This window comes from Streptomyces sp. NBC_01260, from assembly GCF_036226405.1.
Taxonomy (GTDB): domain Bacteria; phylum Actinomycetota; class Actinomycetes; order Streptomycetales; family Streptomycetaceae; genus Streptomyces; species Streptomyces laculatispora.
In genome coordinates this window covers 4,969,369-4,993,646 of the sequence record NZ_CP108464.1, presented here as the reverse complement: position 1 = coordinate 4,993,646, position 24,278 = coordinate 4,969,369, and the positions used below count along the sequence as shown (strand labels likewise).

Here is a 24,278-nt window from a genome sequence, read left to right as displayed (position 1 = left end):
CCGCTCACCCGTGCGGGGGCCGGTCCTGGACCGGCCCCCGCACGGCTTCGCGCCTGCGGTACCTTGCCCGAAATGATCAAGGCCCCGGGGGCGGGCCCCGGATTTCGCTGGGTGGGGAACTTCATGGTGGGTCGTACGGTTCGGGGGCTCGTCCCCGTGCTGCTGGTCGCGGGGGCGTTGACCGGCTGTTCGCCGGAGTCGGGCGACGGCACGGGACCGGGTGCGAAGCCGGGCGGTGGAACAGCGGCGAAGAGCGCTGCCGGGAAGACGGCCGCCAAGGGCGGCACGGTCGGGGGCGCCGGTTCCGGGTGCGAGCTGCGGGTCACGTTCGACATGGCGAAGCGGTGGAAGGCGCAGGCGGTCGCCGTCGAGTCCGACTCGCCCGTGGACGCCGCGCTCGGGACGCAGGGCCCGGTCTCCATGGTCTGCGAGATCGACGCGAAGCCCGCCGGGCACATCGGGTTCCTGCGGGTGTGGCAGGGCGACGGCAAGGGCGGCACACCCCGTCAGGTGCTGGAGGACTTCGTGGCGGCCGACGAGAACGCGTCGAGGACGGCGTACACCCGGAGCACGGTCGGGAAGCTGTCGGTGACCGAGGTCGCCTACACCGTCCACAGCAAGATCATGGAGGAGTCGCGTGAGGCGAGGGCCTTCGCCGTCGCCACGCCGGACGGACCGGTCGTGGTGCACCTGGGCGGGCTGGACTCCCAGGAGCACCGGGCCATGCTGCCCGCGTTCGAGCTGGCGAAGCGGAGCCTGCGGCTCGGCTGAGCCCGGCAGGCCGGGGCCGGCCCGCCGGCCGGCCTCCGCGCGGCCCCGGTCAGCAGAGCGAGGCGCCCGGCGCCGGGGACGTGGCGATCCGGACGTCGCGGCACGTCCCCGAGGCCATCAGCGCATCGGCGACCTTGCGGGCGGCTGCCCCGTCCTCGGCCAGGAACGCCGTGGTCGGCCCGGAGCCGGAGACCAGCGCGGCCGCCGCGCCCGCGGTGGTGCCCGCCGCCAGGGTGTCGGCCAGCGAGGGCCGCAGCGACAGCGCCGCGGGCTGCAGGCCGTTGCTCAGGGCGGCGGCGAGGGCGGCGGTGTCACCGGTCCGCAGGGCGTCCAGGAGCGCGCCGGAAGCGGCCGGCTCGGGCACCCGGGTTCCCGCCGTGAGCCGGTCGAACTCGCGGTACACGGCCGGGGTGGAGAGGCCGCCGTCGGCGACCGCGAAGACCCAGTGGAAGGTGCCGCCGACCTCGACCGGGGTCAGCTGCTCGCCGCGGCCCACCCCGAGGGCCGCGCCGCCGACCAGGCTGAACGGGACATCGCTGCCCAGCTCCGCGCAGATGGCCAGGAGCTCGTCCCGGGTGGCGCCGGTGGACCAGAGCGCGTCGCAGGCCAGCAGGGCACCGGCCCCGTCGGCGCTGCCGCCCGCCATACCGCCCGCGACCGGGATGTCCTTGGCGATGTGGATGTGCACCCGGGGGTCGATGCCGTGCCGCCCGGCCAGGGCGATGGCGGCGCGGGCGGCGAGGTTGGTGGCGTCCAGCGGGACCTGGGCGGCGTCCGGCCCGGAGCAGGTGATGCGCAGCTCGTCGGCCGGGGTGACGGTGACCTCGTCGTAGAGGCCGACGGCGAGGAAGACGTTGGCCAGGCCGTGGAAGCCGTCGGGGCGCGCGGCGCCGACCGCGAGCTGGACGTTGACCTTGGCCGGTACCCGGACGGTGACGCTCACTCGGCACTCCCGGCGCTGTCGCTCCCGGCACTGTCGCTTCCGGCGCTGTCGCTTTCGGGCAGCGCGGGCTTGTTCTCGGCGATGGCGGCGAACTCCTCGACGGTCAGTGCCTCGCCGCGGGCCTGCGGCGAGATCCCGGCCGCGACCAGGGCGGCTTCGGCTGCGGGCGCGGAGCCCGCCCAGCCGGACAGGGCCGCGCGCAGGGTCTTGCGGCGCTGGGCGAAGGCGGCGTCGACGACCGCGAAGACCTCGGCCTTGCTCGCCGTGGTCGCGACCGGCTCGGCCCGGCGCACCAGGGACACCAGTCCCGAGTCGACGTTCGGGGCGGGCCAGAAGACCTTGCGGCCGATGGAGCCGGCGCGCTTGACGTCCGTGTACCAGTTGGCCTTCACCGACGGCACGCCGTAGACCTTGTTGCCCGGCCGCGCGGCCAGCCGGTCGGCGACCTCGGCCTGGACCATGACCAGGGTCCGCTCGATGGTCGGGAAGCGGTCGAGCATGGTGAGGAGCACGGGCACGGCGACGTTGTACGGAAGGTTGGCGACCAGTGCGGTCGGCGGCGGGCCCGGCAGTTCCCGTACCTGCATCGCGTCCGAGTGGACGAGAGTGAACCGGTCCGCGCGCTCCGGCATCCGGGCGGCGACCGTGGCCGGCAGGGCGCCGGCGAGCACGTCGTCGATCTCGACGGCGACGACCCGGTCGGCCGCCTCCAGGAGCGCCAGGGTCAGCGAACCCAGACCGGGGCCGACCTCGACCACCACGTCGTCCGGGCGGACTTCCGCGGTCCGCACGATCCGCCGGACCGTGTTGGCGTCGATGACGAAGTTCTGGCCGCGCTGCTTGGTGGGGCGTACGCCCAGCGTCGCGGCCAGCTCGCGGATGTCTGCGGGGCCCAGGAGGGCGTCGGGCTCTGTGGTGCTCACCCGTCAAGCCTACGGCCGCCGGGCGGCCCCGGATCTCGCCCCCGCCGCCTGCGCGGCCAGGGCCGGGGAGAGCGGTGGCGGGGACCGGGGAGACCGTCCGGTGCCCGTCCACGGCGATGCCCTCGTCGGCGAGGAGCTCACCGACGTCGTCCGCGAAGGTGTGCAGGGTGCGGCTCCCCGTCGATGTCCAGCGTCACCGCCTTGTCGTCGGCGATGAACGCGCAGGTGCCGCCCGCCAGGAACGCGACGACGAGCGCCTGCGGCACCAGGCGGCGCAGGTTCTCGGGGCGGCCGGACACCCTGCGCCGCCGCCCCGCCCGCCGCGCACCGGCCCGGCCACCACCGGCAGCGGGCACGGCGCCGGACGCGACGGTGAGGGCGGCGGCCATGGCGGCCTGCGCGGGGCCCGTACGGGAGTCGCGCGCCGGTGCGGCCGCCCCGGCGCCGGGGCGCGGCGGGCCGACGGCGGTGGGCGGGCGCGGTGGCCTCGGCAGGTCGACGGCGGTCGGTGCGTGCGGTGGCCACGCCGGAAGTGTCGGCTCCTCGTGCGGCGGCACGGGCCGCGGTACGGGCGAGGGGCCCGGAACGACGACGGTGGCGGGGCCGCGCGCCGCCGCGTCCGCCGCCCGCCCCCTGCCCCGTACCGCGCGGTGACTGCCCTGCGAATTGCTCACGACGCTCCAGAAGATCCGTACCGGCCGGCTCACTCTTGGCGCCCGGACGACAGCGGAGCGGTGGTGACTCTCCAAAGCGGCGCGACTACCCACCGTCGCGACAGTCGTGGGACAACCGGATCAGTAGTCGAACGCGCGAGCCGTGTTGTCGGCGATCGCCGAAGCCAGGGTGTCCTCGTCGATGCCCTTCACCGCCGCCATGGCGCGCAGCGTGACCGGAATCAGGTACGGCGCGTTAGGCCGTCCGCGGTACGGGGCGGGGGTCAGGAACGGTGCGTCCGTCTCGACCAGGACCAGTTCGGTGGGCGCGACGGCCAGTGCGTCGCGCAGCGGCTGGGCGTTCTTGAACGTCATGTTGCCCGCGAAGGACATGAAGTACCCGGCGTCCGCGCAGATCCGGGCCATGTCCGCGTCGCCGGAGTAGCAGTGGAACACGGTCCGCTCGGGGGCGCCCGCGTCGGCCAGGACGCGCAGCACATCGGCGTGCGCCTCGCGATCGTGGATGACGAGCGCCTTGCCGTGCCGCTTGGCGATCTCGATATGGGCCCGGAAGGACTCCTCCTGGGCGGCCATGCCCTCGGGGCCGGTCCGGTAGTAGTCGAGTCCGGTCTCCCCGACGCCCCGTACGTGGTCCAGCGCGGCCAGTGCGTCGATCTCGGCGAGGGCTTCCTCCAGGGCGCCCCTGCCGCCCGCCTCGCGCGCCCCCTGCCGCGACCGGCCTCCCCCAGCCCCGGGGGGCTGGGAGGTGCCCCCCTGGTCCCCGTGCACGATCCGCGGCGCCTCGTTGGGGTGCAGGGCCACCGCCGCGTGCACGCTCGCGTGGGCGGCGGCGGTCTCGGCGGCCCAGTGCGAGCCCTTCACGTCGCATCCCACCTGGATCACGGTGGTCACGTTCACCGCGGCGGCCCTGGCGAGGCCCTCCTCCACGGTGCCGTCCTGCATGTCCAGGTGGGTGTGCGAATCGGCGACCGGTACCCGGAGGGGTTCGGGCAGCGGCGGGGGTTCGGTACGGCTCATGGCCACGATCGTACGAGGACCGTGGCCCTGACCTCACTTGCGGTGGAAGGGATGCAGCAGGTCGGCGAGGTGCCAGTGGTGCTCGGCCGCGGGGGCCGCGGTGGCGGCCACCGCCTCGGCCTTCCGTTCGCGGGCGTCGTCGGAGGGCCGGCGGTTCTGCAGCAGCTGCTGAACGGTGGAGACCCGGCCGGCCCGCATGATCCGCACGACGTGCCCGCCGCAGTTGGTGCAGGTGGGCGTGGAAAGGGGGGAGGGCACTCGTTCGCCGTCCGCCTTGTAGACCACGAAAGCGTTGTTGGACGCGTCGACGTGGTGCTCTATTTCGTAGGCCTGTTCCCAGCCGTGTCCGCACCTCATGCAGGCGAAGGCATATGCCTCGTGCACGGTGGTTGCTGCGATCTCACTCATGCCTGCTCCTCTTGTCCGCCGGACAAGCACTCCGGAGAATGCGTCCTGTTATCCAGTGGACGCCTTTACCGGCGGAAGCGCACCGGGCCCTGTCGAGTGTTGGAGCGGTCTTGGCCTTCTCGTGGCAAAAGGGGCCGGTACGCGGCTGTCGCTTTGCTTTTCACGATAGTCCTTTGCCCTCCGACGGGCCGGTCCGAGCCGCATTCTTTGCTGCCACTACCGCGTCGAACACGTCGCGTTTGGGCAGCCCGGCCGCCGCGGCGACGGCGGCGATCGCCTCCTTGCGCCGCTCCCCCGCCTCCTCGCGCACCTGCACCCTGCGCACCAGCTCCCCGGCGTCCAGTTCCTCGGCTCCGGAGTCGGCCGCGCCCTCGACGACGACGGTGATCTCACCGCGTACGCCGCTCGCTGCCCAGGCGGCGAGTTCGCCCAGCGGACCGCGCTTCACTTCCTCGTACGTCTTGGTCAGCTCCCGGCACACGGCGGCGCGCCGGTCGGCGCCGAACACCTCGGCCATCGCGGCCAGGGTGTCGTCGAGGCGGTGCGGGGCCTCGAAGAAGACCATGGTGCGGCGCTCGTCGGCGACCTCGCGCAGCTTACCGAGGCGTTCGCCGCCCTTGCGCGGCAGGAAGCCCTCGAAGCAGAACCGGTCCACCGGCAGCCCGGACAGGGCGAGCGCGGTGAGCACGGCCGACGGGCCGGGCACCGCGGTGACCTTGATGCCCTGCTCCACGGCGGCGGCGACGAGCCGGTAGCCGGGGTCGGAGACGGACGGCATTCCGGCGTCCGTGACCAGCAGCACCCGGGCGCCGCCGGTCAGCGCCTCGACGAGTTCCGGCGTACGGGCGGACTCGTTGCCCTCGAAATAGGACACGACACGCCCCGTGGTGTGGATGCCCAGCGCCTGGGTCAGCCGGCGCAGCCGGCGGGTGTCCTCGGCGGCGACGACGTCCGCCGTCTCCAGTTCGGTGGCGAGGCGTGGCGGGGCGTCCGCCACATCGCCGATGGGGGTCCCTGCGAGTACCAGCGTTCCAGTCGTCTCCGTCACAACGTCCATCCTCCCAGCACGGGCGGCGCCGCTCGCACAGATGCGTTCCCTACGATGGCGCGGTGACGAGTACAGCGCCCGATGCCCGGCAGGGCCAAGACGCCGGGGATCAGTACGGCCCGGAGCCGACTTCCTGGCAGCAGCGGCTGCGCCGCTTCGGCCATTCACCGCGGCCCGGGATCGGGCTGCGGGAACGGCTGGTGCCGCCGTACACCCGCCCCGGGAGCCGGCTGTGGGCGGTGCTCGGAGTGCCCCCGGTGCTCGCGGACCGGCTGCTGCGCTGGTCGGCCTGGGGCGGCCCGCTGCTGGTGGCACTGGTCGCCGGGGTGCTGCGGTTCTGGAACCTGGGCAGCCCGCACGCGGTGATATTCGACGAGACGTACTACGCCAAGGACTCCTGGGCGCTGATCAACCAGGGCTACGAGGGGGCCTGGCCCAAGGACATCGACAAGCTGATCCTCAGCGACCCGTCCAAGGTGACCATCCCGGTCGATCCCGGCTACGTGGTGCACCCGCCGGTCGGCAAGTGGATCATCGGGATCGGTGAGCAGATCTTCGGCTTCACCCCGTTCGGCTGGCGGTTCATGGTCGCGGTGCTCGGCACGCTGTCGGTGCTGATGCTGTGCCGGATCGGCCGCAGGCTCTTCCGCTCGACGTTCCTGGGCTGCCTGGCGGGCGCGCTGCTCGCGGTGGACGGGCTGCACTTCGTGATGAGCCGCACCGCGCTGCTCGACCTGGTGCTGATGTTCTTCGTGCTGGCCTCGTTCGGCTGTCTGCTGATCGACCGGGACTGGGCGCGGCGCCGGCTCGCGGCCGCGCTGCCGGTCGACGCGGACGGGGTGCTGCGGCCGGACGCCGGGGTCGCCGAGCGGCTGCGGCTCGGCTGGCGGCCGTGGCGGATCGCGGCCGGACTCATGCTCGGCCTGGCCTTCGCCACCAAGTGGAACGGGCTGTACATCATGGTCGCGTTCGGCCTGATGACGGTCCTGTGGGACGTGGGCGCGAGGCGTACGGCGGGTGCGGTGCGGCCGTACGTGACGGTGCTGAAGCGGGACCTGGTCCCGGCGTTCGTCTCCACGGTGCCGGTCGCGATCCTCACCTACGTCGCCTCGTGGACCGGCTGGATCGTCCACAACTCCCCCACCCGGCACGGCTACTACCGGGACTGGGCGGCGACCGACGGCAAGGGCGGCAGCTGGACCTGGCTGCCGGACTGGCTGCGCAGCCTGTGGCACTACGAGTACCAGGTCTACGAATTCCATGTGAACCTGACGTCCGGTCACACCTACCAGTCCAATCCGTGGAGCTGGATCGTGCTGGGCCGGCCGGTCTCGTACTTCTACGAGGAGCAGAACGGCTGCGCCGCGTCGGAGACCGGCAAGTGCGCCCGCGAGGTGCTGGCCATCGGCACGCCGCTGCTGTGGTGGGCCTCGTGCTTCGCGCTGCTGTACGTGCTGTGGCGCTGGCTCTTCCGCCGCGACTGGCGGGCGGGCGCGATCGCCTGCGGGGTGGCCGCGGGCTGGGTGCCGTGGTTCCTGTACCAGGAACGCACCATCTTCCTTTTCTACGCGGTCGTGTTCGTGCCGTTCCTGTGCCTCGCGGTGGCGATGATGATCGGCGCGATGCTGGGGCCGGCGGCGGGTACCGGGACAAAACACGAATTGGGCCTGCCGACCAGTGATCCCTCGGGCGAACGGCGCCGGACACTGGGGGCGGTCGTGGCAGGCGTACTGGTCCTGCTGATCGTCTGGAATTTCATCTATTTCTGGCCGTTGTACACAGGAACCCCCATTCCGGAGAACTCCTGGCGCGATCGCATGTGGCTGGATACCTGGATTTGACCGTTCCGTTCATGCCGCAACGGGTCGCATTCCGATAACAACCGGCTCCGCTGTCACGGCAGTCCCGTAAGGTGCCCGGAAAAGCCCCCTTGAACGTGTTCAAGGGGGCTTCCTGGGGAGGGGGACCGCGCACATGCGCAGTGGAACGAAGGTGGCCGTGATCGGCGGGGTGTTCGCGGTCGTGGTCGGTGGGGTGGGCTACGGGGCGTACAACGTCCTGGACGGGCTCGGGGACAGTGGCGTCGGGGGCGGCAAGGACATCACGGCCGCCTCGGAAGAGGTGAGGACCGGCCCGGTCACCGAGCAGGAGACAGCCGAGACGTCGAAGAAGTTCCTCGCGGCGTGGGCGAAGGGTGACGCGGCCGGCGCGTCCCGGCTCACCAACAACGAGGCGGACGCCGAGTCACTCCTGACGCAGTACAGCGAGTCGGCTCATGTCACCAAGGCCGTGATCACCCCCGGCACGGCGACCGGCTCGAAGGTCCCGTACACGGTCAGGGCAACCGTCTCGTACAAGGGGAAGACCAAGGCCTGGTCGTACGAATCCGACCTGACCGTGGTGCGCGGCCTGACCACCGGCCACGCGCTCGTCGACTGGAAACCCGCCGTCGTCCACCCGGAACTGCGGGCCGGCGAAACGCTGGAGACGGGCGAGGCGTCGACCGCGTCGATCGAGGCGGTCGACCGCAACGGCCAGGTACTCAGCAAGGAGAAGTACCCCTCGCTGGGCGGCATCCTGGACGAACTGCGCAAGAAGTACGGCGAGAAGGCCGGCGGCTCCACCGGTATCGAGACCTGGATCAACAGCGCGAACGCGGACGGCATCGACAAGACGCTGCTGACCCTGGCGAAGGGGAAGCCGGGCAGGGTCCCGACCACGCTGGACGCGAAGGTCCAGGCGGCGGCCGAGCGGGCGGTGAAGAAGTTCGACAAGACGTCCGTAACGGCCGTCGAGCCGTCGACCGGCGCGATCCGGGCCATCGCCAACAACCCGGCGAGCGGCTTCGAACCGGCCCGGAGCGGAGCGGTGGCCCCCGGCTCGACGATGAAGATCATCACCGCCGCGATGATCATCCAGAACGGCCTCGGCAACGCGAACTCAGCGGTCGAGTGCCCGTCCACGGTGCCCTGGGAGGGCGTGACCTTCCACAACCTGGACGAGTTCTCGATGCCGCATCCCACCCTGAAGACCGCCTTCGCCCGGTCCTGCAACACCGCGTTCATCAAGCCGGTGCTGCCGCTCGGCGCCGGCAAGCGGGACACGGCGCTCCGGGACGAAGCCGGGCAGTACTTCGGGATCGGCCAGGTCTGGCGGACCGGCATCGCCACGGTCGACGGCAAGGTGCCCGCCTCGGAAGGCGCGGAGACGGCGGCCTCGTACATCGGCCAGGGCAAGGTCCAGATGAACCCGCTGAACATGGCGTCGGTCACCGCCACCGCCGTCAACGGACGTTTCCGGCAGCCGTACATCGTTGCGCAGAGCCTGGACAACCGGGTCTTCGCCACCGCGAACCCGCTGCCGGGCGGGGTCTCGGCGCAGCTGAAGGAGATGCTGCACTACACCGCCACGGCCCCGGAGGGCACCGCCACCCAGGCCATGGCGCGCGTGGGCGGCGACAAGGGCGCCAAGACGGGTTCGGCGGAGATCGGCGGTCACGCCACGTCCGACAGCTGGTTCACCGGTTTCAGCAACGACCTGGCGGCAGCGGCCCTCGTCCAGTCCGGCGGCCACGGCGGGGACGCGGCCGGCCCGGTCGTCGCGGAGGTCCTGCTCGCGGGGCCGTGACGGCGGCTCGCACGCCTGTCCGCCCGGCCCGGGAATCCGGCTCGCCCGCCCCTGACCACGGCCGATAGCGTGCGGGGCATGAGCACTTCCGACACCAACGCCCCGGCAGGCAGCGACGGCGCCGCCGCCCACCCCCGATTCGCCGAGGCCCTGCGCGAGCTGGGCCTGGACGTCGAGATCCGCCGCTTCCCGGAAGCCACCCGGACCGCCGCCGAGGCGGCGGCCGCCGTGGGCTGCGCGCTCAGCGAGATCGTCAAGTCGCTGATCTTCGAGGCCGACGGGGTACCGGTCCTGGTCCTGATGGACGGCTCCTCGCGGGTCGATGTGGAACGCGTACGGCAGGAGTTGGGCGCGGCGAAGGTCCGGCGGCCCGGAGCGGATGTGGTCCGGGAGGCCACCGGTTACGCGATCGGCGGGGTGCCGCCCTTCGGGCACCGCACCAGGACCCGGGTGCTCGCCGACCGCGGGCTGCTCGCCCACGAGGTGGTCTGGGCGGCGGCCGGTACCCCGTACACGGTCTTCCCGCTCGACCCCGGGACGCTGATCAGGCACGCGGGCGGCACGGTGGTGGACGTACGCGAGCAGGCCGCATGACGCCGCTGGTGGCCACCGCCGTCCTGATCGCCGCGTTCACGCACGCCGGGTGGAACGCGATCGCGCACGCGATCAAGGACCAGCTGATCTCGTTCACCCTGATCTCCGGCGGCGGACTGCTGATCGGCGCCGCCGCGGCCCCCTTCGTCCCGTTCCCGGCGGCGGAGGCCTGGCCGTACCTGATCTTCTCCGCCGCCCTGCACGTGGCGTACATGCTGCTGCTGATGCGGTCGTTCACCCTGGGCGACTTCGGCCAGATGTACCCGATCGCCCGCGGCACCGCCCCGCTCGTGGTCACCGTCCTCGCCGCCGTCTTCGTGGGAGAGCGCCCGGACGGCTGGGCCACCGCCGGTGTCGCGGTGGCCTCGGCGGGGCTGGTCGGGCTGGCCCTGTGGGGCATCCGCGGCTCCGGCAAGCGCCCCCACTGGCCCGCGATCCTGGCCGCGCTGGCGACCGGTCTCGCCATCGCCGGCTACACGACGGTCGACGGCGTGGGGGTACGCGCCTCGGGCAGTTCGCTCGGGTACATCGCCTGGCTGATGATCCTGGAGGGCACCGCCATCCCCCTCTACGCCCTGTACCGCCGCCGCTCCGCCCTGACCGCCCAGCTCCGTCCGTACGCGGTGCGCGGCCTGCTCGGCGCGGCCCTGTCGGTGACCGCGTACGGACTCGTCCTGTGGGCCCAGACCCGGGCGCCGCTGGCCCCGGTCGCGGCGCTGCGCGAGTCCTCGATCATCGTCGGCGCGGCCATCGGCACGGTGTTCTTCAAGGAACGGTTCGGCGCCCCGCGGGTCGCGGCGGCCGGGCTGATGGTGGTCGGCATCGGGCTGATGCTGCACACGAGTTGAAGTCGGGGAGCCGCCACGGACGCCCCGACTCGATGCAGAGGAGCCGCAACCACGCCGCCGGCCGCGAAGCGATCCAGCCGCGATCCCCGCGCTGCGAGCCACTGCCCCGGACCAGCACCAGGTCACCGGGCCCGCACCACCGCGGCACGCGCTCGGATCGCTTCGCGGGGCGGGAGCGGAGGCAGGCAGGCCTCCCGATGAGCACGAGGTGCCGGCCCTGATCGCCGCAACGGGAGGCCCTGCCTGCCGGAACGCTCATGCGCATGGGCCGGAACGGCACGCGTGCTCAGCCGGGACGCGTTTGGCGGATACGACCCTCACCTGGAGCGCCTGCCGATTCAGGAGATCAGCCGGCGCCAGCTCCGCCGCTACCCGAGCGCCCTGGAGGCCGACCTCGTCCTGCTGGCCACGACCTCCACGGGGAACGGGGTTCCCCTGACCGCCTCCTGACCGGGCGAGGCACCTTCAGCCGCCGGCTCCACCTGGACACGACACCCGCCCGTCCGGACGCTCCACGTGGGCCACCTCACCGACAGCCGGCCTACTGGTAACAGGTTCACGTTGCACACGAGTTGAACACTCCGTGGACCTCCTCGCAGGTCACCCGGCCCCACCGCCACCAAGCTGCCCCGCTCCGGCAACTCCGGGCGGGGCGGAGGTCGTTCACAAACTATTGACACGCTCTTGTCAGGAGCGGAACACTCCGAACCGGGAGAGCGCTCTCCCGCCCTCATGCACCCCCACCCACGCAGCAGGAGGTCTCCATGCCACGGAGGTCGAGAACACTCACCGGACTGCTCTTGTTCACCTCGCTGACCCTGACGACGGCCGGGATCGCCGGGATCGCCGCGACAGCGAACGCGTCCACCGAAACGACGGCCGCGGCGGCGGGTTCGCACGCCGGGCACGCCGCGTACTCCATGCCGGGGATGCCCGGCATGGCCGCCTCCACCAAGGCCTCGGGCGACGACCCGGACGGGGACGGCTACATCATGGCCGACCCGCCGGTCACCGGCGTCACCCCCTCGATGGAGGTTCCGCCGCAGGCGTACTTCCACGAGTTCCAGGCCAAGTGCGCCCCGACGCACACCGCTCCGGACGACCCGATCGTCTACCCGGGGCAGCCCGGGAAGTCCCATGACCACACGTTCATGGGCAACACCACGACGAACGCCAACACCACCACGGCCTCGCTGGAGGCGGGCGACACCACCTGCCTGGCCCCCGGCGACAAGTCCGGGTACTGGATGCCGAGCCTGTTCAACGGGGACACGAAGATCCTCCCCGAGGGCGTCCAGACCATCTACTACAAGTCGGGAGTCACCGACTACCGAAGCGTCCGCCCCTTCCCGAGGGGACTGCGCTACGTCGTCGGCAGCCCGATGCAGACCAAGGACGAGTTCAAGAACCTCAAGGGCACCGTCGAGGGCTGGGAGTGCGGCGAGTCGTTCAAGAACTACGACTTCCCGGCCACCTGCCCGACCAGCCGGGACACCTACCTCAACCTGCGCCTCCAGGCTCCGAGTTGCTGGGACGGCATCCACCTGGACACGCCCGACCACAAGAGCCACATGGCGTACCCGGTGGCGGGCGGCGCCAACTACAACTCCTGCCCGGCCGACCACCCCGTCGCGCTGCCGATGATCGAGTTCAAGATGGCCTGGCCGGTCAACGGAGACATGTCACGGGTGAAACTGGCCAGCGGTGCCGGCTTCTCCTTCCACTACGACTTCATGAACGGCTGGGACGCCGCCACGCTCGACGCGATGGTCACCCACTGCGTCAAGGGCGGCCTCCAGTGCGACCCGCGCGGCTACGACGAGAACCACCCCGGGGCGGGCCCCGTGCTCAACGGGGACTACGAACTCCCGTAGCCCGCACGGCAGCACATCCGCACCCCCGGGTCAGGGGCCTTTTTTCGGCCTGTCTTGGAGAGCGCTCTCCAAGATCACCCGGGCCGCTGCTCCCCCACCGGCCTCCCCCCACCCGCAAGGAGAATGAGATGCGCCAACCCCCCACCCGATCGGCCAAACGCCTCGTGGCCCCCTGGGCGGCCACGGCACTGCTGGCCGGCGCCCTGGTGGCCCTCCAGGCGCCCGCCGCCCAGGCGGCCGGCAGCGTCGTCAAGGTCACCGGTTCGCAGGGTGCCTGGCAGCTGACCGTGGACGGTTCGCCGTATACGGTCAAGGGTCTGACCTGGGGCCCCTCGGCCGCCGACGCCGAGAAGTACATGCCGGACGTGGCGTCCATGGGCGTCAACACCATCCGCACCTGGGGCACCGACGCCACCAGCAAGCCGCTCTTCGACTCGGCGGCGGCCCACGGCGTCAAGGTGATCGCGGGCTTCTGGCTCCAGCCGGGCGGCGGGCCGGGCAGCGGCGGCTGCGTCAACTACCTGACGGACACCGAGTACAAGAACAACATGCTCGCGGAGTTCCCCAAGTGGGTGGACACCTACAAGGACAACCCCGGCGTGCTGATGTGGAACGTCGGCAACGAGTCGACGCTCGGCCTGCAGAACTGCTACGGCGGTGACGAGCTGGAGGCCCAGCGCAACGCGTACACCACCTTCGTGAACGACATCGCGAAGAAGATCCACGCGGTCGACCCCAACCACCCGGTCACCTCGACCGACGCCTGGACGGGCGCCTGGCCGTACTACAAGAGGAACGCCCCGGATCTCGACCTGTACGCCGTCAACGCCTACAACGCGGTGTGCACCATCAAGTCCGACTGGGAGCAGGGTGGTTACGACAAGCCCTACATCGTCACCGAGACGGGCCCGGCCGGTGAGTGGGAGGTCGACGACGACGCGAACGGCGTACCGACCGAGCCGACCGATGTCGCCAAGGGCGAGGGCTACACCAAGGCGTGGGGCTGTATCACCGGCCACACCGGGGTCGCGCTCGGCGCCACGATGTTCCACTACGGCGTCGAGGACGACTTCGGCGGCGTCTGGTTCAACCTGCTGCCGGGCGGCCAGAAGCGGCTCTCGTACTACGCCGTGAAGAAGGCGTACGGGGCGAACACCTCGGGCGACAACACCCCGCCGGTAGTCACGGACATGGCGGTGGACGGCGCCACTTCCGGCGTCCCCACCGGGGGTGACGTGAGGATCAGGACCCGGGCGTCCGACCCGGACGGCGACGCGATCAGCTACCAGGTGCTGTTCAGCAGCAACTACATCGACCAGAACAAGTCGCTCGTCCCCGCCGAGACCAGGAACAACGGTGACGGCACGCTGACCGCGAAGGCGCCGAGCAGGACGGGTGTCTACAAGGTCTATGTGAAGGCCACCGACGGCCACGGCAACGCGGGCATCGAGACCAAGTCGCTGAAGGTGATCCCGCCGAGGGCGGACGGGACGAACGTGGCCCTGGGCAGGACCGCCACCGCGTCCTCGTTCCAGACCGACCCGACCGGCGGCTGCCCGTGCGGTGCGGCCAACGCGGTGGACGGGAAGTCCGACACCCGCTGGGCCAGTGACTGGAGCGACCCGCAGTGGCTCCAGGTCGACCTCGGCACCTCGAAGAGCTTCAAGCACGTGCAGATCGCCTGGGAGTCGGCGTACGCCAAGGGGTACGAAATCCAGACGTCCCAGGACGGGCAGAACTGGACGACGGTGAAGTCGGTGACCGACGGCAACGGTGACATCGACGACTTCGACGTCAATGGCACGGGCCGGTACGTGCGGATCAACGGCACGGCCCGCGGCACCGACTACGGCTACTCGATCTACGAGTTCGGCGTCTACAGCTGACGGGAGACCGGCCCTCATGATGATCACTCGCCCGGGGCGGGCACAGCCCTACGCGCTCAGCCTGTTCCGCATCGTCATCGGGTTGCTCTTCACCTGCCACGGGGTCGCCTCGCTGTTCGGCGTCCTCGGTGACTCACCGGTTCCGGCGGGCACCTGGCCGGGCTGGTACGCCGCTGTCATCCAACTGGCCGGGGGCGCCCTGGTGTTCCTCGGCCTCGGTACGAGAACGGCCGCTCTGGTGGGCTCCGGCTCCATGGCGTTCGCGTACTTCGACGTGCACCAGCAGCGGGGCCTGCTCCCGATGGAGAACGGCGGCGAGGCCGCGGTCCTCTTCTGCTGGACGCTGCTGCTGATCGCCTTCTCCGGTCCCGGCGTGCTGGCCGCGGACCGGCTGCTCACCTCCCGCGGAGCCACCCGGGGGGACGCGGAGAACGCGGAGGGCAAGCAGAAGCGGCACCTGCGGATACCCGCCTGAGGGGACGGCTACCCCGCGCACCGGCCTCCCGGGACTGCCCCCGGGAGGCCGGTGGTGTGCGTGGCGCCCCCTGCCCGCAGCCCTCACACCGCGGCGTCCTCGCGAACCCCCGCGTACTCCTCGCCCTCGGGCCGCGCCTTCTTCGGCAGCAGCAGGGTGATGGCCAGGAAGGCGACCAGCAGGCAGGCCTGGGCGATCAGTGCGTGGCGGTAGCCGGCGGTGAACTCACCCGCCCCGGCCCGGTCGAAGAACACCGAACCGAAGACCGCCACCCCGATCGAACCGCCAATGGACTGCACCGCCGTGAGCACGCCGGAGGCGGAGCCGATCTCGCTGTCGTCGACGGCGGCGAGGATGAAGCTGAACAGGGCGGCGATCACCATGCCCGCGCCGATGCCGGAGACGGCCACGCCCGGCGCGATGTCCCAGACGGAGAACGAGCCGGTGGCGCCGAGCTCGTACCAGAGCAGTCCGGCGCCCGCGAGCTGCACGAGCGGGCCGATCTGCAGGACCGCCCGGCCGATCCGCTCGGCGAGGAACGCGCCGCTGACCGCACCGCCGATCGCGGTCCCCACGGCGAGCGGCAGATTACCGAGACCGGCCTCACCCGCGGTGAAGCGCTGCCCGATCTGGAGGTAGAGGGTCAGGACGAGCTGGCTGCCGACCAGTCCGCCGAAGAACAGCGCGATCCCGCCGAGCCCCACGGTGAACGCGGGCTTGCGCAGCAGCGCGGGTGTCACCAGCGGCTGACGCCCCCGGGCGGCGGTGCGGCGCTGCTGGAGCGCGAAGGCGGCGAAGCCGAGGGCGGACGCGGCCATGCACAGCCAGGTCCACAGCGGCCAGCCGGCGTCCTGGCCCTGGTTCAGCGGCAGGACCAGCAGGGCGCAGGACAGGGCCACCAGGGCGGCCCCCACGCCGTCCACGACCACGGTGCGGTCGCCCGGTCTCTTCGGTACGGCCTTCGCGGCGACGATCAGGGCCACGATGCCGATGGGCAGGTTGACCAGGAAGACCAGCCGCCAGCCCAGGCCCAGGAAGTCGCCCTGGATCAGTCCGCCGCCCAGGACCGGGCCGACGATGCCGCCGAGGCCCAGGACGGGGCCGAAGATGCCGAAGACCTTGGTGAGTTCGGCGCCGGAGAAGTTCTCCCGCAGCAGCCCGAGGCCCTGTGGCAGGAGCATCGCGCCCGCGGTGCCCTGGAGCAGCCGGAAGACGATCAGCGACTCGATGGTGGGTGCGCACGCGCAGAGCAGCGAGGTGAGCGTGAAGGCGGCGAGGCCCAGCAGGAACATCGGGCGCCGCCCGTACCGGTCGCCGAGCCTGCCGCCGAGGATCAGGCCCGCGCCCAGGGTGAGTGCGTAGCCGCCGATCACCCACTGGAGGCCGACCGGGCCCGCCCCGAGCGACTTCTCCAGCTCCGGTCCGGCCACGTTGACGATGGACGCGTCCAGCAGGTCCATGATCTCCGCGACGAGCATCACCGCCAGGATCAGCCAGCGCCACCGGTAGGGGGTTTCCCCGGTCGGATGCGGGCCCTGGTCGGCGCCCGGTGCGGCGATCGGCTCCGTCGCGCTCATTTTACCTCAGATCATTGATTACCAATATTCTTAGCAATATCGAGAGTATCCTGAGCGGCATGGATGTCAAACCGCCCGCCACCGACCCCGCCGCGGTCGCACCGGCGCCCGCAGGCTCCGCGATGACCGGCGACGCCATCCGCGAGCAGCTACGGAACCTGACGCTCCGGCAGCAGCGTTTCGAGCGATATCTGGGGCGGCGGTTGCGGGTGGACGCGGCGGGCCTCGCCGTGATGGACCACCTCGTCAACGTCGGGCCGACGACGCCCACCGAGCTCGCCCGCAGGCTGGACGCCTCGACGGCGGCGACGACCCTGGTGATCGACCGGCTCGTCGCGGCCGGTCACGCCACCCGCGAGCCGCACCCCACCGATCGCCGCAAGGTGATCGTCACCCCGGCCGAGCACTGGGGCGCCACGGCGTACGAGCACGTGGCACCGGTCATCAGGGGCGTCACCGACGCCGCCGCGGAGCTCTCGCCGGGCGAACAGGCCGTCGTGGCAGCCTTCCTGGAGCGGATCGTGGGCGTGTACGACGACGCGACCAACCGCTGACCCGGAGCAGGGCCGGGTCCCGGCGGCACACGGGATACCCACCGCACCGGCCTCCCGGGACTGCCCCGGGAGGCCGGTGCCGCGCTGTGTGCGGTACGGGACCTCAGCGCGTGCTGTTCGCCGGGCCCGCGTACAGATACGTCTGCCGCTGGACGACATGACCGGGCCTGTCGTCCGGGTCGAGGCCGAGCTCCAGGAGGCGGCCGTCGGACGGGGACACGATCCAGTTCGGGCGCAGTGTCGCGGCCGTGGCCATCTTCCAGCCGCCCTTGTCCTCCTCGCCCGCGACCCGCGCCGGCTCCCAGCCCCAGTCCTCCTTGTTGCTCTCGGTGGGACGCGCCTCCCACCTCCAGGAGATCCGGGTGCCAAAACGGCCGTTGCCGTCCTTCACCCCCTCCGTCACCGTGGCCCCGGGCGTCTTCGCCAGGACGCGGAAGAGCGCGGACCGCAGACGCGGTGAGAGGGGTGCGTCGGTCAGCAGCCGGCCGGCCTGCTGGACGGTCTGCTCGGCGGCGTCGTCCGGCCCGTCGGCCCCGGCCGACAGGGCACGCCGCAGCGCGTCCGGCTCCGAGGGCAGATCGCCGAGGCCGTCCCAGCTCACCTCGCCCTTGCCGACGGGCCAACTGGTGCCCCCCGGAATCCTCTTGGTGACGGTCCGGCCGTCCGCGGCCTTGACGACCACCGCGTCCCGGCCCAGAAGGATGTCGTCGGTGTAGGCCCGTCGGCCCTCCACCCACGTCTTCACGGTCGTCCTCCAGTACGGGGCGGCGCTCGGGCTCCCCGCGGCCGCCCGGTCCGCCATGGCGCCGAACACATCGGCCGCCGAGGCGCCGGCGGCGGGCCCGCCGCCGATGTCGGTGACCGGGAGGACGGCAGCGCCCGCCGCGACGGCCGCGACCGCGGCGGCGGCGACGAGCAGCCGACGCCGGCCGGAGCGGGGCCGCACCGCGGGCGCGGGCACGGCGGTCGCCTCGGCGTCCGCGGCGATCGCCCCGAGGACGAGTGAGTGGGCCCGCGCCTGGACGACGGGGTCGAGCGGTTCGGTCCGGCCCGCGCGTTCGAGGGCGGCGGCGCCGGGAAAGTCGAGCACGTCGGTGTACTGGTCGTCGTTCGTCATGCGAAGTCTCCCGTGAGGGTCGTACGGGCGGGGCCGGAGAGTCCGTCGCGCAGCCGGGCGCGGGCCCGGTGCAGTCGGGAGCGGGCGGTGCCGGCGGGTATCCCCAGGGCGGCGGCCGCCTCGGCCGGGGTCAGCTGCTCCCAGGCCACGAGCAGCAGCAGCTCCCTTTCCGCTTCGGACAGTTCGGCGAGTCTGCTGCGCAGCTGCGGGCCCACGGCGGCGGCGTCGAGCCGCTGGTCGACGGCCTGCCACGGGTCGCCCACGACGGCGTCGGCAGGCACCTGCGGGCGATCGGCGGCGCGGGCCGTGGACTGCCGGTGCCGGGCCAGGACGTTCCTGGCGACGCCGAACAGCCAGCCCTTGGCGGAGCCGCGCGCCGCGTCGTAGGTGCCGCGGTGGGCATAGGCCTGGAGCCATACCTCGGAGAGCAGGTCGTCGGCGGCCGCGGGCGCCCGGCGTACGAGATAGCCGTGCAGGGCGGCGGAGTGCCGGGCGACCAGTGGCTCGAAGGCCGTCGGCTCGCGTGCGGCGCGAGTGAGCAGGTCCTCGTCCGGATCCATGGGGTCTCCTGTCCGATCCCGCCCGGGTGGCGGTCTCACCCCGTACTTGCACAGGAGCGGAGCGAGCGTTCGCGGCGGCCCGCTACTCCTTCGCGATCGCCTGCCGGAAGCCCGTGTTCACCGCGGTCAGCCCGCCGTCCACGCACAGCGTCGTCCCGGTGACCCAGGCCGCGTCGCGGGAGGCGAGGAAGGCGACGGCGGCCGCGATGTCCTCCGGCTCGCCGATCCGGCCGAGCGGGTAGAGGCCGCTGACCCGGGAGAGTTCGGCGTCGCGGCCGGACCAGGCGTCGGTACGGATCGTGCCGGGCGTGACCAGGTTGACCCGCACCCCGCGCGGTCCGGCGTGGCCCGCGAGCGTACGGGTGAGGCTGCCCAGGCCCGCCTTGGCGGCGCTGTAGGCGTGGTTGCCGAAGTCCTGCACGCCGTTGACCGATCCGATGCTGACGATCGCGCCCCGGCCGGACGCCACGAGGTGGGGCAGCGCGGCACGCGAGCAGCGGTAGGCGCCGCTGAGTGTGACGTCGAGGTCGCGCTCCCAGACCTCGTCCTGCTCGTCCTCGAAGAGCGCGGCGTCCGCGGTGCACGCGTAGGCGTTGTTCACCAGTACGTCGAGCGCGCCGAACGCCGAGACCGCGTGGGCCACCGCCGCCTCGACCGCCGCCCGGTCGGTCACGTCGCAGCCCAGCGACTCTGCCGTGCCGCCCGACGCCACGATCCGCGCCGCCACCCGCGCGGCCCGGTCCGGGTCCAGGTCGGTGACCAGGACCCGGGCCCCCTCGGCCGCGAGCCGGTGAGCCGTGGCGGCGCCGATGCCCTGGCCCGCACCGGTGATGAGGACGCCGTATCCGTCGAATCGCGCGAGCTCAGCAGAAGTCATAGCGCCGACCGTACTGCGCGGACCAGTGCCTGGGCACGGGGGTCGGCGGTGACTCCCTTCTGCAGACCGTTCGTCACATAGCCGAGCGCGATGCCCGCTTCGGGGTCGGCGAAGCCGAGCGAACCGCCCCGGCCGGGGTGACCGAAGGAGCCCGGGGAGAGCAGCGGGGAGGCCGGTCCGTGCAGCATGTAGCCGAGCCCGAAACGGGTGTTGACGACCAGCACCCGGTCGGGGCCCGCGGACTCCTCGGTGCGGGCCAGCGTCAGCGTGGCGGGGGCGAACAGCCGGTGGCCGTCGACCGGCCCGATCATCGCGGCGTAGCAGCGGGCCAGACCCCGGGCGGTGGCGATGCCGTTGGACGCGGGGAGTTCGGCCGCCCGGTAGCCGGGGTCGTTCTCGTCGGGGAACGGGTCGATGGCGCCGAACGCCCGGCGGGTCAGCGAGTCCGGGTCGCGGTAGGCGTCGACGACGGAGCGCTTGGGGCGCATCCGCAGCGCGCCCGTGCCGTCGCCCGCGGGTGCCTCGGCCGGTCCGATCCGGCCCACCCGGTGTGCCTCGTCCGCCGGGATGCCGAACCAGAAGTCCAGGCCGAGCGGGCGGGCGATCTCCTCGGCCACCCAGCGGCCGACGGTGCGTCCGGTGACGCGTCGCACCAGTTCACCGAGGAGCCAGCTGTAGGTCTGCGCGTGGTAGCCGTGTTCGGCGCCGGGCTCCCACTCGGGGCGCTGGGCGGCGACGGCCCGCGGCCCGCTCACCCCGTCGGCCGCCTCCTCGGGGGTCAGCGTCCGGTCCAGGGCCGGGACCCCGGCGCGGTGGGCGAGGAGGTGGCGCACGAGTACGCGCTCCTTGCCGTTGGCCTTGAACTCGGGCCAGTAGGTGCCGACCGGCGCGTGCAGATCGATCTGGCCGCGCTGGTGCAGCAGCAGCGGGACGGCGGCGGCGATGCCCTTGCCGGCCGAGCGGACGACCTGCACGGTGTCGACGGCCCACGGCTCCACGCCGTCGACGTCTCTGGTCCCGGCCCACAGATCGACAACCTTGCGCCCGTGCCGGTAGACGGTGACCGCTGCCCCGCGGTCGCCGCGCTGCTCGAAGTTACGGATGAAGGCATCCCGGACCGGTTCGAATCCGGGCACCACCGCGCCCCGTACGTCCACGCCTGTTCCCGCGCTCCCGCTCATCCCCCCATGGTGCATTGCGCCGCAGGTCGGATGTGGGGCGGGGCACGACCTCACCCGCGATTGTCAGCGGACGCCGCTGCCAATCGCGGGTGAGGTCGTTACCTCATGTTCACCTTCACGGAGCGCGGGTCGAACCCGAAGGGGAGCTCCAGCCGGTGCGCGCGCATCAGTTGCTCGTCGCAGAGCAGGTCCTGGGTGCGGTCGTCGGCGACGATGACCCCGTCGCTGAGGATGACCGCGCGGCCGCACAGCTCCAGGGCGTACGGCAGGTCGTGCGTGACCATCAGCACGGTGACGTCCAAGGACCGCAGGATGTCGGCGAGTTCGCGGCGGGAGGCCGGGTCCAGGTTGGAGGAGGGCTCGTCCAGGACGAGGATCTCGGGCCGCATCGCGAGGACCGTGGCGACGGCGACGCGGCGGCGCTGGCCGAAGGAGAGGTGGTGCGGCGGCCGGTTGAGGTACTCCTCCATGCCGACCTGCTTCAGTGCGTCGGTGACCCGCTCCTCCAGTTCGGCGCCGCGCAGACCGCTCGACGCGGGCCCGAAGGCGACGTCCTCGCGGACGGTGGGCATGAAGAGCTGGTCGTCGGGGTCCTGGAAGACGATGCCGACGCGGCGGCGGATCTCGGCGAGGTTGCGCTTCTCCACCGGGAGCCCGGCGACCCGGACGGTGCCGGCGCCCGCGTCGAGGATGCCGTTGAGGTGCAGGACGAGCGTGGTCTTGCCGGCTCCGTTCGGGCCGAGCAGGGCGACGCGCTCGCCGCGCGCGACGGTCAGATCGACGCCGAAGAGCGCCTGGTGGCCGTCGGGGTAGGCGTAGGCGAGACCGCCGACCTCCAGGGACGGCGGCGGGGTCGGCACGGGGGCGACGGGGGACTGGCTCATACGGTCCATCCCAGCAGACACACGACGAGGGCGAGCAGGGGGAGTGCCGAGGCGTACGCCCACTGGGTGCGCGAGGCGGTCACCTCGTCGATGACCGGCATGGTGCCGGTGTAACCGCGGCTGACCATCGCGAGGTGGACGCGTTCGCCGCGCTCGTAGGACCTGATGAAGAGCGCGCCGGCCGATTTCGCCAGCACGCCCCACTGCCGTACCCCGCGCGCCTCGAAGCCGCGCGAGCGGCGGGCGATGGACATCCGGCGCATCTCGTCGGTGATCACATCGCCGTACCGGATCATGAAGGAGGCGATCTGGACGAGCAGCGGCGGCAGCTTCAGGCGCTGGAGGCCGAGCAGCAGGGAGCGCAGTTCGGTGGTGGAGGCGAGGAGCACGGAGGCGGCGACGCCGAGGGTGCCCTTGGCCAGGACGTTCCAGGCGCCCCAGAGGCCGGGGACGCTGACGGAGAGGCCGAGCACATGGGTCTGCTCGCCGGGCACCACGAACGGCATGAGCAGCGCGAACGCGACGAACGGCACCTCGATCAGCAGCCGTTTGAGGAGGAAGCCGGCCGGGATGCGGGCGAGTGCGGTGACGCCGGCGATCAGCAGCGCGTACAGCCCGAAGGCCCACACCGCCTCGCGCGGGGTGGTGACGACGACCACGACGAAGCAGAAGACGGCGGCGAGCTTGCAGTGCGGCGGCAGGTCGTGGACGGGCGAGTGCCCGTGCCGGTAGAGCTTGTGGGCGTGCCCCGCGCCCATCAGACCTTCTCGTCGGTACGGGTGGTGCCGTCCGCGGGCTCGTCCGTCGCACGACGGCGGCGGGCCACGACGTAGAAGGCGCCGCTGCCGACGACGAGGGTGGCGCCGACGCCGATCACTCCGGCCAGTCCCCCGGAGATCCGGGCGTCGGAGATGTCCTTGACGCCGTAGTCGGCGAGCGGGGAGTCCTTGGACGCGTGCTCCTCGGCCTTCTTGTCGATGCCCTGGTCGCCGGCGACCTTCTCCAGGCCGTCGGGGCTGGCGGAGGCGTAGAAGGAGACGAAGCCGGCGAGCACCAGCGCGGTGACCAGGCCGGTGGCCCACAGGCCCCGGTTGGAGCGGGCGGCCGGGGCCGCGGCGACGGGCTCGGGGGCGGGTGCGTCGACGAGTTCGCCGTCGATCCGGAGCTTGAGCGGGGCGGTGAGCCCGCGGGCGCCGTGGACCAGGTCGGGGCGTACGGCGATGACGGCGCCGACGGTCAGCGCGGTGATCACGGCCTCGCCGATGCCGATCAGGACGTGGACCCCGACCATCGCGGTGAAGACCTTGCCGATCGGGATGTCGGTGGTGCCGCCGATCCAGTACATCAGCGTGAAGGCGCAGGCCGCGGCCGGTACGGAGACGAGTGCGGCGACGAAGGCGGCGCCGGTCGTGGAGCGGCGGGTGCGCGGCAGCAGGCCGACCAGTCCGCGGAAGAGGGCGTACGCGACGACGGTGGTCACGATGCCCATGTCCAGGATGTTCACGCCGAGCGCGGTGAGCCCGCCGTCGGCGAACAGGATGCCCTGCATCAGCAGGACGACGGAAATACAGAGGATGCCGGTGTACGGCCCGACCAGGATCGCGGCCAGCGCCCCGCCCAGCAGGTGGCCGCTGGTACCGGCGGCGACCGGGAAGTTCAGCATCTGTACGGCGAAGATGAAGGCGGCGACCAGTCCGGCCAGCGGCGCGGTCTTCTCGTCCAGTTCCCGGCGGGCCCCCTTCAGGCTGACGGCCACGGCACCGGCGGCCACGACTCCGGCTACGGCGGAGACGGGTGCGTTGATGAATCCGTCGGGTACATGCATGGGGAGGCTCCGCTTCCTGCGTTCCTGCATTGCTGCGCGGGGTCATGAACCTCTCAATAATAGGACCTTGTTGCGAACTGTTCGCAAGAGCGCTTCCGTCACAACTGCCCAGGGTTCCCACAGTGCTCTTTACGTAAAATATGGGACATTAGAGGACGAAGTCACACATACAGGAGGAGCCGGCCCATGTCCCCCGTGATCAAAGAACATGCCCGCGCCCGGCTCGTCACCGACGCCCGCGACCTGCCCACGGTCCCGGTCGAGCTGCGATACGACACCGCCGCCGCTCCGCATACCATCCGTGTCGCCTTCCCCGGCGGCGCGGAGTGGGCCCTCGAACGCGAGCTACTGGAGCGCGGGCTGCGCGCCCCGGTCGAGCACGACGGCTACCGGATCTGGCCGTGCGGCCGGGCCCAGCTGGTCGTCGAGCTCCATTCGGCGACCGGCGTCGAGGTGGTGCAGTTCGACAGCGCCCCCCTGATCCGCTTCCTGCGGCGCACCCACACCGAGACCAGGACCGAGACCGCCCGCGCCTGAGCGCTCCCCCGTCGTGCGGTGGATGAACCCCCGGGGAGGGTATGACTCGGCGCAGAGGAAGCGACGAATCTGGTGGGG

25 protein-coding genes are annotated in these 24,278 nt (G+C 72.1%); 11 read left to right on the top strand and 14 right to left on the bottom strand.

Annotation, left to right across the window (positions count from 1 at the left end; translation table 11 throughout):
• Nucleotides 1-123: 123 nt before the first annotated feature.
• The gene (locus OG322_RS22235) at nt 124-771 is read left to right on the top strand and encodes a lipoprotein (RefSeq protein WP_123462010.1); all 648 of its coding nucleotides are present in this window, start codon (nt 124-126) and stop codon (nt 769-771) included.
• A 49-nt stretch (nt 772-820) separates the two neighbouring features.
• Here the strand turns inward: OG322_RS22235 and OG322_RS22230 are convergent, their stop codons facing one another.
• The 6 genes from OG322_RS22230 to rsmI form a co-directional block, all read right to left on the bottom strand.
• Nucleotides 821-1,714 (bottom strand): 4-(cytidine 5'-diphospho)-2-C-methyl-D-erythritol kinase, encoded by an 894-nt coding sequence (locus OG322_RS22230; RefSeq protein WP_124285181.1) that lies wholly within the window; start codon nt 1,712-1,714, stop codon nt 821-823.
• Nucleotides 1,711-2,637 carry a 16S rRNA (adenine(1518)-N(6)/adenine(1519)-N(6))-dimethyltransferase RsmA gene (gene rsmA / locus OG322_RS22225; RefSeq protein ID WP_329306830.1) on the bottom strand — a complete coding sequence of 309 codons (927 nt, stop codon included), beginning with the start codon at nt 2,635-2,637 and terminating at the stop codon, nt 1,711-1,713. The genes OG322_RS22230 and rsmA overlap by 4 nt, the downstream gene beginning before the upstream one ends.
• Before the next feature lie 137 nt (nt 2,638-2,774).
• The gene (locus OG322_RS22220) at nt 2,775-3,311 is read right to left on the bottom strand and encodes a hypothetical protein (RefSeq protein WP_405700678.1); all 537 of its coding nucleotides are present in this window, start codon (nt 3,309-3,311) and stop codon (nt 2,775-2,777) included.
• Between the two features lie 120 nt (nt 3,312-3,431).
• A complete protein-coding gene (locus tag OG322_RS22215) occupies nt 3,432-4,328 on the bottom strand; it encodes a TatD family hydrolase (RefSeq protein WP_123459825.1) in 897 nt (298 codons plus the stop codon).
• 33 nt (nt 4,329-4,361) lie between these two features.
• Nucleotides 4,362-4,736, bottom strand: a complete 375-nt coding sequence (locus tag OG322_RS22210) for a hypothetical protein (RefSeq protein ID WP_123459826.1) — start codon at nt 4,734-4,736, stop codon at nt 4,362-4,364.
• Nucleotides 4,737-4,896: 160 nt separating this feature from the next.
• Nucleotides 4,897-5,793: a 16S rRNA (cytidine(1402)-2'-O)-methyltransferase gene (rsmI, locus tag OG322_RS22205; RefSeq protein WP_123459827.1), complete on the bottom strand. Its 897-nt coding sequence runs from the start codon at nt 5,791-5,793 to the stop codon at nt 4,897-4,899.
• A 53-nt stretch (nt 5,794-5,846) separates the two neighbouring features.
• Here rsmI and OG322_RS22200 point away from each other — a divergent pair, with 53 nt between their 5' ends.
• From OG322_RS22200 to OG322_RS22165, 8 genes are all read left to right on the top strand, one after another.
• Nucleotides 5,847-7,625, top strand: coding sequence for a dolichyl-phosphate-mannose--protein mannosyltransferase (locus OG322_RS22200; protein ID WP_123459828.1), 1,779 nt, complete (start codon nt 5,847-5,849; stop codon nt 7,623-7,625).
• 133 nt (nt 7,626-7,758) lie between these two features.
• A complete protein-coding gene (locus OG322_RS22195) occupies nt 7,759-9,411 on the top strand; it encodes a penicillin-binding transpeptidase domain-containing protein (protein ID WP_329306829.1) in 1,653 nt (550 codons plus the stop codon).
• A 78-nt stretch (nt 9,412-9,489) separates the two neighbouring features.
• Nucleotides 9,490-10,005 carry a YbaK/EbsC family protein gene (locus tag OG322_RS22190; RefSeq protein ID WP_123459829.1) on the top strand — a complete coding sequence of 172 codons (516 nt, stop codon included), beginning with the start codon at nt 9,490-9,492 and terminating at the stop codon, nt 10,003-10,005.
• On the top strand, nt 10,002-10,853 hold the full coding sequence (locus tag OG322_RS22185) for an EamA family transporter (protein WP_123459830.1): 852 nt from the start codon (nt 10,002-10,004) through the stop codon (nt 10,851-10,853). Before OG322_RS22190 ends, OG322_RS22185 begins: the two co-directional genes overlap by 4 nt.
• Nucleotides 10,854-11,135: 282 nt before the next feature.
• Nucleotides 11,136-11,303 (top strand): hypothetical protein, encoded by a 168-nt coding sequence (locus OG322_RS22180; RefSeq protein ID WP_164494335.1) that lies wholly within the window; start codon nt 11,136-11,138, stop codon nt 11,301-11,303.
• 314 nt (nt 11,304-11,617) lie between these two features.
• Nucleotides 11,618-12,727, top strand: coding sequence for a DUF1996 domain-containing protein (locus OG322_RS22175; protein ID WP_164494336.1), 1,110 nt, complete (start codon nt 11,618-11,620; stop codon nt 12,725-12,727).
• Between the two features lie 128 nt (nt 12,728-12,855).
• Complete coding sequence (locus OG322_RS22170; protein ID WP_123459832.1) at nt 12,856-14,613, top strand: discoidin domain-containing protein; 1,758 nt, start codon at nt 12,856-12,858, stop codon at nt 14,611-14,613.
• A 19-nt stretch (nt 14,614-14,632) separates the two neighbouring features.
• Complete coding sequence (locus tag OG322_RS22165; protein WP_398911700.1) at nt 14,633-15,088, top strand: DoxX family protein; 456 nt, start codon at nt 14,633-14,635, stop codon at nt 15,086-15,088.
• 83 nt (nt 15,089-15,171) lie between these two features.
• On the opposite strand, the gene OG322_RS22160 is transcribed toward OG322_RS22165, so the two are convergent.
• Nucleotides 15,172-16,665: an MFS transporter gene (locus OG322_RS22160; RefSeq protein ID WP_443066554.1), complete on the bottom strand. Its 1,494-nt coding sequence runs from the start codon at nt 16,663-16,665 to the stop codon at nt 15,172-15,174.
• Nucleotides 16,666-16,724: 59 nt separating this feature from the next.
• Between OG322_RS22160 and OG322_RS22155 the strand changes: the two genes are divergently transcribed.
• The gene (locus OG322_RS22155; RefSeq protein ID WP_266411822.1) at nt 16,725-17,219 is read left to right on the top strand and encodes a MarR family winged helix-turn-helix transcriptional regulator; all 495 of its coding nucleotides are present in this window, start codon (nt 16,725-16,727) and stop codon (nt 17,217-17,219) included.
• A 103-nt stretch (nt 17,220-17,322) separates the two neighbouring features.
• Here the strand turns inward: OG322_RS22155 and OG322_RS22150 are convergent, their stop codons facing one another.
• From OG322_RS22150 to OG322_RS22120, 7 genes are all read right to left on the bottom strand, one after another.
• Nucleotides 17,323-18,336 (bottom strand): hypothetical protein, encoded by a 1,014-nt coding sequence (locus OG322_RS22150; RefSeq protein ID WP_266411820.1) that lies wholly within the window; start codon nt 18,334-18,336, stop codon nt 17,323-17,325.
• The gene (locus tag OG322_RS22145) at nt 18,333-18,896 is read right to left on the bottom strand and encodes an RNA polymerase sigma factor (RefSeq protein ID WP_124284219.1); all 564 of its coding nucleotides are present in this window, start codon (nt 18,894-18,896) and stop codon (nt 18,333-18,335) included. The genes OG322_RS22150 and OG322_RS22145 overlap by 4 nt, the downstream gene beginning before the upstream one ends.
• An 82-nt stretch (nt 18,897-18,978) precedes the next feature.
• Nucleotides 18,979-19,773 (bottom strand): SDR family NAD(P)-dependent oxidoreductase, encoded by a 795-nt coding sequence (locus tag OG322_RS22140; protein WP_124284220.1) that lies wholly within the window; start codon nt 19,771-19,773, stop codon nt 18,979-18,981.
• On the bottom strand, nt 19,770-20,930 hold the full coding sequence (locus OG322_RS22135) for a serine hydrolase domain-containing protein (protein ID WP_123459839.1): 1,161 nt from the start codon (nt 20,928-20,930) through the stop codon (nt 19,770-19,772). The genes OG322_RS22140 and OG322_RS22135 overlap by 4 nt, the downstream gene beginning before the upstream one ends.
• Nucleotides 20,931-21,052: 122 nt before the next feature.
• On the bottom strand, nt 21,053-21,838 hold the full coding sequence (locus OG322_RS22130) for an energy-coupling factor ABC transporter ATP-binding protein (protein ID WP_123459840.1): 786 nt from the start codon (nt 21,836-21,838) through the stop codon (nt 21,053-21,055).
• On the bottom strand, nt 21,835-22,596 hold the full coding sequence (cbiQ, locus tag OG322_RS22125) for a cobalt ECF transporter T component CbiQ (RefSeq protein ID WP_123459841.1): 762 nt from the start codon (nt 22,594-22,596) through the stop codon (nt 21,835-21,837). Before cbiQ ends, OG322_RS22130 begins: the two co-directional genes overlap by 4 nt.
• Nucleotides 22,596-23,663 (bottom strand): energy-coupling factor ABC transporter permease, encoded by a 1,068-nt coding sequence (locus OG322_RS22120; RefSeq protein WP_123459842.1) that lies wholly within the window; start codon nt 23,661-23,663, stop codon nt 22,596-22,598. The genes cbiQ and OG322_RS22120 overlap by 1 nt, the downstream gene beginning before the upstream one ends.
• Before the next feature lie 186 nt (nt 23,664-23,849).
• Here OG322_RS22120 and OG322_RS22115 point away from each other — a divergent pair, with 186 nt between their 5' ends.
• Nucleotides 23,850-24,200: an SsgA family sporulation/cell division regulator gene (locus OG322_RS22115; RefSeq protein ID WP_123459843.1), complete on the top strand. Its 351-nt coding sequence runs from the start codon at nt 23,850-23,852 to the stop codon at nt 24,198-24,200.
• Nucleotides 24,201-24,278: the final 78 nt, after the last annotated feature.